A 12,264-nucleotide genomic window follows, 5' to 3' on the forward strand; every position below is an offset into this window, starting at 1 on the left:
GAAATGAAGGTAGAGCGACAGACCGATCTTTTGGACCCCGCCAGGGCGGCTGCATTTCAGGTGGCGCTGGGCACCGAGCCTACAATAACCAGTGGCTCGGCTTTGCCGCCATTTTTTCATCAGCTCTATTTCTGGACTCCACAACCGCCTTCAGCATTGGGGCGGGACGGGCATCCCAAGGTTGGTGGCCTGATCCCGGATATGGGTTTGCCGCGCAGAATGTGGGCCGGGGGCAAACTGGAATTCCATGCTCCTCTGGTAGCTGGAAATGACGCAGAAAAGATATCGGTTCTCGAGAAGCAAAGCGCCAAGGTGGGGCGGTCCGGCCCGCTGGGTTTTGTCACTTTGCGGCATGAGATCTGGCAGAGGGGTCAGTTGTGCCTGACGGAATGGCAGGACCTCGTCTATCGCGAAGATTCTGCGCCGGATACGAAAAGCCCGCAGCCGCCCAAGGCGCGTTCGGATGAAACAGACCTGCGCGAGGTTACCTTCGATTCAACCCTGTTGTTCCGTTACTCGGCGTTGACCTTCAATGGCCATCGAATTCACTATGATCTGGACTACGCCCGCGATGTCGAAGGATATGGCGGTCTGGTTGTGCATGGCCCGTTGCTGGCGCAACTTCTCATGTTGTTTGCGGTTGAGCTGAGCGGTCCGCTTACGTCGTTTTCCTTCCGTGCGACCTCGCCGCTTATGCACTTTGAGACCGCCCAGCTGTGCCGGGACGGTCAGGACATGTGGGTGCGTGGCTTGGACGGCCGCCAGTGCATGGTAGCCGTGGCCATTTCACAATGAGGCTGCGGGTCGGAATTCATCAGGGATTGCATCCCGGTTTTCCAGAATCAAATCAGCCATGACCTCGGCGATTTTGGGGGCCATGCCAAAACCGATTTTGAACCCGCCATTGGCGATGAACTGACCCTGATGCAACGGATGTACCCCCAGCATCGGCGCACGACTTCTGCTGCGGGGGCGCACACCGGCCCAGCGTTCGATCACCTCGGCCCCGTGCAACACCGGCAGGGCGCGCGTGGCCCGGTCGATCACATCGTCCAGAGCCTCGTCCGTACTGGTCGGGTCGTCATAATCCCGTTCCGAGGTTGATCCTATCGCAAGGGTTCCGTCTGCATGAGGCACAATGTGAATCGCGTCGGCGAATAACTGCGGCACTTCTCCTGCGTCGAAGCGCACTAGGGCGGCTTGCCCTTTGACGCCGTTCCCAATGATTTTTCCATAGGCGTCGTTTAGTTCCTGCAATCCTGCAAGGCCCGTGGCGTGAACGACCTGCCCCTTATCATCGGCGTCGCTGACAATATGGACGCCCATGACTTCAAGGGCCGCGACAAGCGCGGCACAGGCTCGCCGGGGTTGCATTCGTGCCGTCAGCGTATCCCGGATGACAAAGCCGGTGGGGCTGGGTGGACACCACGAACCGGCCTGTGTCGTGGTGATAACACGCCATTCTGCGCAGCCTTGCCACAGCTCATCTGCCGTGCCTTCACGCTGTCGGGCCAGATCCAGACCACGCGCGTCCTGGATCGGTTGAAGACGGCCCAGACGGCCATAGCCGGGCGAAACCCCGCCCGTGTCTTCGATCTGTCGCCAGAACGATTCAGCCATGATCAAACTGTCAAATTGAAAAGCTTTCTTGGCGTTCCAGTTTTCCGGCACGTGCGGGGCCAATGCGCCAACCAGACCTCCGCTGGATCCTGCGCCCGGTCCGAACGGATCAACAACCTGCACGTTTGCGCCGCGACGCGCACAAATCCAGGCGATGGACAGGCCGAAAATTCCTGCCCCGCGAACCGTCACATCGACCATTGCAAATTTCCTTTTCCTTGTTCAGTGTCGCGCCGCTTAGCTACAGGATTCCCCGATGCCAGACCAGCGCGCCAAACTGACGTGGACCGAGGATCAGATACCGGTCTCGGATCGGTTCGATGACCCTTATTACTCGTTGCAGAACGGGCTGGAAGAGACGCGCCATGTTTTTCTGGCAGGAAATGATCTGCCTGCGCGATTCACGCCTGGTTTTCACATTGCCGAGCTGGGTTTCGGCACCGGCCTGAACCTGCTGACAGTCTGGTCGGAGTGGGAGAAGTCCGGTCAGCGGGGGCCACTGCGTTTCACCAGTTTCGAAGCCTTTCCCATGGCCGCGGAAGACATGCAACACGCGCTCAAGGCTTTTCCAGAATTGCATCCGTGGAGCAGCCGGTTTCTGGCGCACTGGACGGGACGCACATGTACATTGGACTCGCTTCAGTTTGAGGTGGTTATCGGCGACGCGCGCGAGACTCTACCGCATTGGACAGGTTTGGCGGATGCCTGGTTCCTCGACGGTTTCTCGCCTGCCAAGAACCCTGAACTATGGGGCGCGGACCTGATGCAGGAGGTGGCAAACCACACTGCCACGGAGGGCACGGCGGCAACATACACGGCCGCAGGCTTTGTGCGCCGGGGGCTGGAGTGTGCCGGTTTCAACGTTTCCCGCACGCCCGGCTATGGCCGTAAGCGTCACATGACGCAGGCACAAAAAGCATGACGCAGAAGAACAATGTGGGTGCGGGCATCGCATTGATGGTGGGCGCGACAATTGTCTTTGCCCTGCAGGACGGTATCTCACGCCATCTGGCGGGAACCTACAACACCTATATGGTGGTGATGATCCGCTATTGGTTCTTCGCAGCCTTTGTCATTGCACTGGCTGCGCGGGCCTCAGGAGGATTGAAAGCGGCCACAAAAACAAACCAGTTGGGTCTGCAGATCGTGCGTGGCGTGTTGCTGGCCGCCGAAATCTGCATCGCGGTGTTTGGCTTTACGGTCCTTGGCCTGATCGACAGTATGGCTGTCTTCATTTGCTACCCTTTGCTTGTCGCCGCGCTGAGCGGGCCTGTTTTGGGCGAAAAGGTCGGATGGCGGCGGTGGGCTGCCATCGGTGTCGGATGCATTGGCGTTCTGATCATTCTGCAACCGGGTGCCGGGGTCTTTAACCCATGGGCCGTCATACCCCTGATCTCTGCGTTGCTGTTTGCGATCTATGGTTTGTTGACTCGATACGTCGCCCGTCAGGACAGCGCGGCGACCAGTTTTTTCTGGACCGGTGTCGCCGGTGCCGTGGCGATGACCTTGTTTGGCATGTGGTTTTGGGAGCCGATGGCGCGCGGCGACTGGCTCTGGATGGGGCTGCTTTGCGTCAGTGGAGCGTTCGGGCACTGGTTGCTGATCAAATGCTATGAGATGGCCGAAGCCAGTGCGGTTCAGCCCTTTGCTTATTTCCACCTGGTCTGGAGCGCGATCCTGGGAATTTCAATCTTTGGTGAAACGTTGCGCCCCGAAGTTGTGGCGGGCGCAACCATTGTCGTGGCCGCAGGCCTGTTCACCCTATGGCGCGAACGCCGCCAGAGATGATCCAATCAGTTCTTGCGAGAACGGGATCGGAAGGGCAGGCTGCCCCAGCCGGGCGCGGTAGACCGGCAGACTTTCGGTTACGCGCATCACATAATTGCGCGTTTCGCTGAACGGTATGGTCTCAATCCAGTCGACGATATCAATCTCGCCCGCACGCGGATCACCATAACGTTCCATCCACGAGATCGGGCGTCTTGGGCCGGCGTTATACCCCGCAGCCATCATGACCACGTTGCCGTTGAAATCGGCAGCCAGACCCGAAAGGTAATTGGCCCCAAGCTTTGCGTTGTATTGCCAGTCCTTTGTCAATCGTCCCGTCTGATGACCGCTGAGAATACCCAGCTCACCCGCGACCAGCTTGGCTGTCGCAGGCATAACCTGCATCAGACCGCGCGCGCCCGCTCCGCTTACGACAACCGGATCAAATTCGCTTTCGCGGCGCGCGATGGCCAACGTCATTTCTTTGGCCATTGGCAGGCGCATGTCGGCCACCGGATGGACCGGGTAATAGGCTGCAGGTAGGACAGTACCGGTGGTCGCCGCCCGCTTCGCGATCATCACGGCCAGATGCGGCTGTTTCAGTTCAATCACCAGATCGCCCAACTGATTGGCCTGCACAGGATCAAGGGTTTCGACCAGATGGGTCAGGAACCTTTCGGACAGGTTGGCTTCTCCGGCTTTCAGCAACAGCAATCCAGCTTCCAGAACGCTGGAATCGGCAAACTCCGCCTGACGCCAATGCGGTGCGCGACGCGGATTGGCCAGTTCCGTGTCAAACGGTCGCCCGATCCGTTCCGCAGCCAGCAAGCCGTAAAATGAGGTTTGGTAATCAGCGCCCGTCGCATAGGCGTCATAAGCCTTGTCCGCATCACCCAGTTCGGCGTAAGCGCGCCCGAGCCAATATCCGCCACGCCCTTTGGAGATCGGAGATTTGACCGCGTCCGAAAAGTTCTGAAAATGGCGAACGGCGGTGGCCGGGTCATTCAGTTTGCGCAAGGCAAGAAATCCGGCCAGCCACTCAAGATCGGCATAGCCGTATCCCATTTCAGGGGTCATGTGGTGATTGGCGGCCACGTCATAGGCGCGCGCCGCACGTCCGGACCGCAGCTCAAGCCGCGCCAGACGGCGTCGTCCCTCGGCCCATTTGTCTGGCTCGCCCAAAGCGTCAGGCCCGGTTGAACGCGCCAGCATCAGATCGACGGCGCTGTCATCCAGTTCCTTTTTGTCGCGCCAGACAAACCGATCGAACGCGAGCCCTGGCGCCTCTGCCAATGACTTGGGAACTGCCGCCACCTTGGTATCCACACCTGGTTGGCGTTTCTGTAACGCGATCCGCGCCTCTGCCAGTTTACGTTCATCCGCACTGACCAAAGGCAGCATCTGCCCGGCGCTCACCAAATGACCATCCCACAACATCCGGTCCAGTCGGGCCGCGTGGTGCGGTTTTAGCAGTTTGGCAAAGTTCTCCAGATAGTTCTTCTGCAGCCCCGACCCCATTGGCATGGTGCGCCAGGCAGTCACAATGTCAGCCTCAGCTTCGCCATTGCGGCCCTTGGCTTTCAAGGCAACTGCGTAGTTCAGCGCGCCTTCCGCAGTTTGGGGGGGCATGTCAGCGTAGAAATTCAGAACTCTGTCGGGGTCAGCACCGGTAAAGACAGGCTCGCTCTTGCGGCGCAGCCAGGCAAGGCCGGGCCAGTCCGGTCGGCGTTCAAGGAACACCAGCACATCACCCGAACTGCCAAAGCCTTCGCGCAGCCAGTGCCAGACGATGATATCGCGCGACACGGAACCGCGCTGGCCGGAAACTCGCAATGCGGCATTCCAGTCGCCCTTGCGCATTTCGTAAAGCCCCGCGCGTAAATCAGCCGCAGCATCTGCTCGCGCTGGTTGTGATGCTGCCACTGAAACCAGAATCACAACCGTCATCAATGCTAGAAAGCGTGTCATCCCTTGCATTTCCCAACCAACCGAGGATAGAGCCTGTGAGGATAAACCGTGCGCCGCCGGGATCAACACACAAAGCAAGATATGTGATGTGCCGGAGCGTTAAATTTGCAAACTGCACCTTAAGGAGCGTGTCATGTTCAAAGGCTCTATGCCAGCCCTCGTCACCCCGTTCAATAACGGCGAGTTGGACCTGAAGACGCTCAAACACCTTGTGGAATGGCAGATATCAGAAGGCTCGACCGGGCTGGTACCAGTGGGAACCACAGGCGAGAGTCCGACGCTTAGCCATGATGAGCATGAGACGGTGATCGAAGAGGTCGTCAAAACGGCTGCAGGCCGCGTTCCGGTCATTGCCGGCGCCGGGTCGAATAACACGGTCGAAGCTATTCGTTTCGTTCAGTTCGCCGAAAAAGTGGGTGCGGATGCGGCTCTGGTCGTCACACCGTATTATAACAAGCCGACGCAACGCGGCCTGATCGCGCATTTCGAGGCTCTTCACGAGGCCGCGGATATTCCGATCATCATCTACAACATTCCGGGCCGGTCGATCATCGATATGGCGCCTGCCACAATGGGTGAACTGGCCAAGCTTCCCCGCATTGTCGGGGTCAAAGATGCAACTGGAGATTTGGCCCGCGTCAGCCAGCAGCGCGCGACCTGCGGCGCAGATTTCTGCCAACTGTCCGGCGAAGATGCCACGGCCCTCGGGTTCAACGCTCATGGCGGTGTCGGCTGCATCTCGGTAACCGCAAACGTGGCCCCCAAGCTATGCGCCGAGTTCCAGCAGGCCACGCTGGCTGGAGACTATGCAAAGGCGCTGGCGTATCAGGACAAACTGATGCCGCTGCATGAAGCGATCTTCATCGAGCCGGGCCTTGTCGGTGCCAAGTATGCGCTCAGCAAACTGGGCCTCTGCAGCACCGAAGTCCGCTCTCCCCTGACCGAGCTGGAAGACAGCACCAAGGCAGCGATTGAGACAGCAATGTCGCATGCCGATCTGATCTGATCAGGAAACCAAATTAAAAAAGGGCGGCCTCGAACTCCGAGGCCCGCCCTTTCTAATAGATTGATCCAAACTTCATCTGGCCCAAAATACCTCGGGGGAGTTGCGGCCTGCCGCGGCGGGGGCAGAGCCCCCTCTACCGTTTCCCGTAGTAAAGTCCGACGACATGTTCGGCCTGCGCAAAAAACAACCAGCGCGACGTTGCTACGCCTGCCAGATGTGATACCACGGCCAACAGGGCGAAGAAGTGATTGAACGGCAATACCAGAAGCAGAACCGGCAGCACAAAGGCCAGAACAAACGAGATTATACGCAGCTTCTCGGCGTGTTTGCGACCCACCACGTGAACAAATTCCCGCAGCAGATAGTTAGTTCCGGTATGCGGTGGCTCAAAGGCGCGAACGGACCCGCGTGCGGCAAGCCCGGTGGCCGTTCCCAGATCTGTTCCTGAGGATGCAAAAGCCTGATCGCCCTTGCGCCAGTACAGCATCTGTACCAGCGCCGCGATCAGCAGCAGAGGTAAAGCTGCGCTTGTCTGACCTGCCAGCAACGCACCACCAGCCAGGCTGAAGCTGAGGAACATGACAGGGGTCAGGTTCATGTTCCAGCGCGGAATGGTCTTAAGCTGTGTGTAGATCATGGAGGTCGTGAACACGGTCAACAGCGACAACAGAGCGCCGAACCAACCCAGCAGATTCCACGTTTGGCCCAGAAACACAACGCCAGTCGCATAAATCCCCATGATGATCAGCGCGAGTACGGAGCACCAGCCTTCACGGCTGAGCCAGCTGGTTTTCCATTGAGTGAAGGCTTTCAATGCCCGTTCTGGGTGGCCAAGATGAAAGGTCGAGGCCATTAATCCACCAACGGCCAGACCATAGGCGATGGCGAAGAAGACGAAGGCCACCCAACCCGAGACGGTCGGCAACCCGAGGCCGAGGAAAAAGAGCAGCCCGAAGCCCAGGCCGGACAGGGTGGTGAATATGATGACGGAGGGTGCGGGATGCATCAGAGTTTCTCCAACGTCTTGTCAAGCCAGCCGAGGAAGCCCTTGGGCTCTTCAGCGACGGGTGCCAGCAGAGGGGCCAGTATGTCGATCTGGTCTTCCACCGTGTCCTTGGGGCGCGGGGGCAGGTATTTGTTGACGGGCTTGGTGCCCATCTCGGGCATCAGGTCCATACCGCCCCTCTCGGCAACCAGCTTGCTGACGTCGCTGTCAGGATCGCCCAGATCGCCAAAGTGCCTTGCACCCGCAGGGCAGGTTCGAACGCAGGACGGGATACGGTCCACCTCGGGCAGGTTTTCGTTGTAGATACGGTCAACGCAGAGCGTGCATTTCTTCATTACACCCTCGGCCACATCCAGTTCCCGCGCTCCGTAGGGGCAGGACCAGGCACAAAGGCCGCAGCCTATACAGTCACTTTCATTGACCAGCACGATGCCATCTTCGACCCGCTTATAGCTGGCCCCGGTGGGGCAGACGGTAACGCAGGGCGCGTCCTCACAATGCAGACAGGACTTGGGGAAGTGGATTAGCTGCGCGTGACCGTCGGCTGGTTGCACTTCGTAAGAATGCACACGGTTCAGGAATGTGCCCGAAGGGTTGCTGCCATAGGCGTCCTGATCCGAAAGGGGTGCACCATAGTTTTCGGTGTTCCAGCCCTTGCAGGAAATCACGCAGGCGTGACAGCCAACACAGGTGTCCAGATCGATGACCAAACCCATCTTGCGGTCGGTGGAATTTGGTAGCTGGGTCATGTCATTGAACCTCTGCTGTGGAAGGCGGGTGAGGGAGCCAGCCCCCTCTTGAGCCTGCGGCTCAATTCACCCCCGGGATATTTTTGGCCAGATGAAGTGCGGATCCGGGTCATTTTCCCACCTTCCATGCCAAGTTCCCAGGGCCAGTGCCGACGGGGGAATTGATTGGGTCGAAATTCGGCTGGCTTTGCGCGTCAGCAGGCGCATCAGCCTTTTCGATTTTGACCTTCAGGTCGAACCATGCGGCCTGACCTGTGATTGGGTCCGAGTTCGCCCAACGCATTCCGTCTTCTTTGGATGGCAGCAATTCGTGGATCAGGTGGTTGAGCAGAAAACCTTTGGTCGCCTCTGGCGCGTCGTCCTGCAGGGCCCATGCGCCCTTGCGCTTGCCGATCGCGTTCCATGTCCAGACGGTATTGTCGTTCAGCGCGGCCATTTCCATCACCGGTACGGTGATCTCACCATGCGGAGAGCTGACTTTGGCCCAGTCACCGTTTTTCAAATTGTGTTCGCGCATCAGCTTGGTCGGAACATATAGCGGATTGCGACCGTGCAACTGACGTAGCCACGCATTTTGCGTGCCCCAGCTGTGATACATCGCCATTGGGCGTTGGGTCAGGGCGTTGACGGTGAAGCCTTCATTGCCCTGCTGGTCGGTCTCGTACCAGATCGGCAGCGGATCCATGGTGTCCTTGATGCGCTGACGCAGGTGCTCTGGCGGCTGGCGGTCACCATGGCCTTCGGCAGCCAGCTGGAAACGGCGCATTGGTTCGGAGTAGAGCTGAAACAGATAGGGCTGAGGGCTGTCATAGATGCCCATCCCGACGGCCCAATCCTGATAGGCGGTGTTCCACGGCTTGTAGTAATCCGCGCCTTCCGGGATATGGGCCACATAAAACCCGCCATTTTCGATATACCGGTTCAGCTGGTCCGGATTGACTTCGCCACGGCCTTCCTTGTCACCCTCCGGGCCCCGGAAGCCAGCCAGCGGGCCGATGCCGGGGCGACGCTCGTGGTTGACGATGTAATCTGCGTAGTCTTTCCACTTGGCAGTGCCATCTTCATTCGTAAAGCCCGGCAGGCTCATGCGATTGGCGAGTTCAATCAGTACCGATTGGAACCCGCGCACGTCCCGGTCCGGTTCGATCACCGGCCAGCGAATGGCGTCGGCAGCGGCGTCAGCCTCGCAGATTGGACGGTCGAGCAGCGAGATACAGTCGTGCCGTTCCAGGTAGGTGGTGTCGGGCAGGATCAGGTCGGCATAGGCAACCATTTCAGATGAATACGCGTCTGAATAGATGATACGCGGGATGACGTATTTGCCATCTTCGGTCTTGGCCGTCAGCATCTCCATCACACCCTTGGTGTTCATGGAAGAGTTCCACGACATGTTCGCCATGTACATGAACAGTGTATCGATCTTGTAGGGATCACCCGCAGCTGCATTCGAGATCACCATGTGCATCAACCCATGGGCCGACATCGGGTTTTCCCAGGTAAACGCCTTGTCGATGCGTTGTGGATTGCCTTCTTCATCCAGCAGCAGATCTTCGGGTCCACGTGGAAAACCCAGATGGGGGCCGTTCAGAGGGCGACCGGGACGGCGGTCACCATGAGGGGTCGGGTGTGCTTCTACCGGTTTGGGGTAGGGCGGCTTGAATCGAAATCCACCTGGCACCTCGACCGTTCCCAGAAGGATTTGCAGCACATGCAACGCGCGACAGGTCTGGAACCCGTTTGCATGGGCCGAGATGCCGCGCATGGAATGGAAACTGACCGGGCGACCGACCATCTTGCTGTGTGTCTCGCCCCGGAAGTCGGTCCATTCGTGATCCAACTCGATAGCTTCGTCAAAGGCGACACGGGCGATTTCGGCGGCGATGGCCCGGATGCGTTTGGCGGGGATACCACAACGCTCGGCAACGGCCTCGGGAGCATTTTCGTCGCTGAGATATTTCTCAGCCATCAGATGGAAAACGGGGCGGTGGGTCACCCCGTCTTTTTCATAGGTGGCCGACAGGTCAGGGCGTACGCCGGGTTTGTCAAAGGCCGTTGGTTCCCCTGTTTCACGGTCGATGACCAGTGGCTTGCCGTCGGCGTCACGCAGGAACAGGCCTTTTTCCGGACCCTCAGCAGCATTCACCAAAACAGGTGCGTTAGTATAGCGGCTCAGGTAATCCAGATCGATCTTGCCAGCTTTCATCAGCACATGGATCAGCGACAGGATGAACAGCCCATCGGTGCCAGGTGTGATCCCAACCCAGTCATCAGCAACCGCGTTGTAGCCCGAGCGGATTGGGTTCACGCCGATCACCCGCGCGCCACGTGCCTTGATTTTGCCAATGCCCATCTTGATTGGGTTGCTGTCATGGTCTTCGGCCACGCCGAACAGCATAAACAGCTTCGTGTGATCCCAGTCTGGCTGTCCGAATTCCCAGAAGGCGCCACCCATTGTATAGATGCCACCTGCAGCCATGTTGACCGAGCAGAAACCGCCATGGGCTGCATAGTTCGGAGTGCCGAAATTCTGGGCCCAGAAAGACGTGAAGCTCTGGCTCTGGTCCCGACCAGTAAAGAATGCCAGCTTTTGAGGTGCCGTTTCGTGCAGTTCGTTCAGCCAGCCAACGGCGGTGCTGAGCGCTTCGTCCCATTCGATTTCACGATACTCGCCCGAGCCGCGCGGCCCAACCCGCATCAGGGGCTTGCGCAGTCGGGATGGTGCATTGACCTGCATGATACCGGCAGAGCCCTTGGCACATAATACACCTTTGTTTACCGGGTGATCCCGGTTGCCTTCGATGTAGGCAACCTTGCCATCTTTCATATGAACGTTGATGCCGCAGCGGCAGGCGCACATATAGCAGGTGGTTTTGCGGACCTCGTCCGAGACTTTCGGAGACGTATCAAGGATCGGCTGCTGATGGGTCATTGGCGGGTCCTGTCGGTTATGTCGGGAGGACTGTGTCACTTTCCTTCCGATTTGAGAACATCGTTCTGGAAACGACACGAATTCTGAGCGCTACGTTCTGGTTGCTTGCAGCGCGGTCACGGCGATCATCTGGGTCACATCTTCGGCACTGCATCCACGGGAAAGATCATTGGCGGGTTGCGCCAATCCCTGCAGAACCGGGCCAATAGCGGCGTAACCACCCAACCGTTGCGTGATTTTGTAGCCGATATTTCCGGCGTCGAGATTGGGGAAAATCATCACGTTGGCCTGACCGGCCACCGAAGATCCGGGAGACTTACGATTCCCGACCGAAGGTACGAAAGCTGCGTCGAACTGCAGCTCGCCATCGACCTCCAGATCAGGTGCAGTCTGGCGTAGTGTTTCAGTGGCCTCGATCACCTTGTCTATATCGGGATGCTTTGCGCTGCCCATGGTCGAAAAGCTGAGCATGGCGATTTTTGGGTCAACCTGCAGCAGTGCCCGCGCCGAGTTAGCCGAGGCGATGGCAATCTTGCTCAACTCGCCAGCGGTGGGATTGATGACCAGACCGCAATCTGAATAGAGCATTGCCCGCGCTCCGGGCCGAGGGTTTTCCGGCGGGTACATCAGGAAAAAGGACGAAACCATTCCGGCGTCCGGGGCCATTCCGATCACCTGAATGGCCGCGCGGACGATATCACCAGTGGTGTGGACGGCGCCACCAACGGTACCTGTGGCACGTCCGCTGCGGACCAGCATGGCGGCATAGACTGGCGGTGTTTCGACGGCGGCGCGGGCTTTGGCCGGATCGACACCTTTGTGCTGGCGTAGTTCGAAATAGGTTTGGGCAAACTCGTCGGTCAGCTCTGAGGTTGCCGGGTCGTGAACCGCAACGCCTTGAGAGGGAGCAGCACCCTGTTCCTTCAGGGCGGCTTCAACTTCGGCTTGTGGACCGACCAGAATGACATCGGCCAGACCGGCCTGATGGGCGGCAAGCGCCCCCGCAACAACGCGGGGATCGCTGCCTTCGCTTAGGGAAATTACAGGGCGGTTGGCCGGGGCGTTCTGACGCAACAGCTCAATAGGTGTCAGGGTCATACGCTCCGGCCTCGTCCTGAAATTATACTTCTTGCGCCTGCATGTCGTTTGCGGAGACGCCCGCGACAGCGACGGGTTTTTTCATAGCGTCGCGGCGGAAGGGTTCGCCGAGTTCCTGGTT

10 protein-coding genes are annotated in these 12,264 nt (G+C 58.7%); 4 read left to right on the top strand and 6 right to left on the bottom strand.

Annotation, left to right across the window (positions count from 1 at the left end; all coding sequences use genetic code 11):
- Positions 1-3: 3 nt before the first annotated feature.
- A complete protein-coding gene (locus ACR0K5_RS21340) occupies positions 4-795 on the top strand; it encodes an HTD2 family dehydratase (RefSeq protein ID WP_480631561.1) in 792 nt (263 codons plus the stop codon).
- Here ACR0K5_RS21340 and ACR0K5_RS21345 read toward each other — a convergent pair.
- Positions 787-1,821, bottom strand: coding sequence for an NAD(P)/FAD-dependent oxidoreductase (locus ACR0K5_RS21345; RefSeq protein WP_480631562.1), 1,035 nt, complete (start codon positions 1,819-1,821; stop codon positions 787-789). The two genes, ACR0K5_RS21340 and ACR0K5_RS21345, sit on opposite strands and share 9 nt — an antisense overlap.
- 55 nt (positions 1,822-1,876) lie before the next feature.
- Between ACR0K5_RS21345 and mnmC2 the strand changes: the two genes are divergently transcribed.
- Together mnmC2 and ACR0K5_RS21355 are read left to right on the top strand one after the other, a co-directional pair.
- A complete protein-coding gene (gene mnmC2 / locus ACR0K5_RS21350; protein ID WP_480631563.1) occupies positions 1,877-2,542 on the top strand; it encodes a tRNA (5-methylaminomethyl-2-thiouridine)(34)-methyltransferase MnmC2 in 666 nt (221 codons plus the stop codon).
- Complete coding sequence (locus ACR0K5_RS21355; RefSeq protein WP_480631564.1) at positions 2,539-3,408, top strand: DMT family transporter; 870 nt, start codon at positions 2,539-2,541, stop codon at positions 3,406-3,408. The genes mnmC2 and ACR0K5_RS21355 overlap by 4 nt, the downstream gene beginning before the upstream one ends.
- On the opposite strand, the gene ACR0K5_RS21360 is transcribed toward ACR0K5_RS21355, so the two are convergent.
- Positions 3,382-5,355, bottom strand: a complete 1,974-nt coding sequence (locus tag ACR0K5_RS21360) for a lytic transglycosylase domain-containing protein (RefSeq protein WP_480631565.1) — start codon at positions 5,353-5,355, stop codon at positions 3,382-3,384. The genes ACR0K5_RS21355 and ACR0K5_RS21360 overlap by 27 nt on opposite strands.
- Positions 5,356-5,488: 133 nt before the next feature.
- Between ACR0K5_RS21360 and dapA the strand changes: the two genes are divergently transcribed.
- The gene (gene dapA / locus ACR0K5_RS21365; protein ID WP_480631566.1) at positions 5,489-6,361 is read left to right on the top strand and encodes a 4-hydroxy-tetrahydrodipicolinate synthase; all 873 of its coding nucleotides are present in this window, start codon (positions 5,489-5,491) and stop codon (positions 6,359-6,361) included.
- 133 nt (positions 6,362-6,494) lie between these two features.
- On the opposite strand, the gene ACR0K5_RS21370 is transcribed toward dapA, so the two are convergent.
- From ACR0K5_RS21370 to pta, 4 genes are all read right to left on the bottom strand, one after another.
- Positions 6,495-7,367 (bottom strand): dimethyl sulfoxide reductase anchor subunit family protein, encoded by an 873-nt coding sequence (locus tag ACR0K5_RS21370; protein WP_480631567.1) that lies wholly within the window; start codon positions 7,365-7,367, stop codon positions 6,495-6,497.
- Complete coding sequence (locus tag ACR0K5_RS21375) at positions 7,367-8,116, bottom strand: 4Fe-4S dicluster domain-containing protein (protein ID WP_480631568.1); 750 nt, start codon at positions 8,114-8,116, stop codon at positions 7,367-7,369. The genes ACR0K5_RS21370 and ACR0K5_RS21375 overlap by 1 nt, the downstream gene beginning before the upstream one ends.
- 109 nt (positions 8,117-8,225) lie before the next feature.
- On the bottom strand, positions 8,226-11,045 hold the full coding sequence (locus ACR0K5_RS21380) for a molybdopterin oxidoreductase family protein (protein WP_480631569.1): 2,820 nt from the start codon (positions 11,043-11,045) through the stop codon (positions 8,226-8,228).
- A 90-nt stretch (positions 11,046-11,135) separates the two neighbouring features.
- The gene (pta, locus tag ACR0K5_RS21385; RefSeq protein WP_480631570.1) at positions 11,136-12,143 is read right to left on the bottom strand and encodes a phosphate acetyltransferase; all 1,008 of its coding nucleotides are present in this window, start codon (positions 12,141-12,143) and stop codon (positions 11,136-11,138) included.
- Positions 12,144-12,264 lie beyond the last annotated feature (121 nt).

The organism is Ruegeria sp. AB9 (assembly GCF_056542585.1).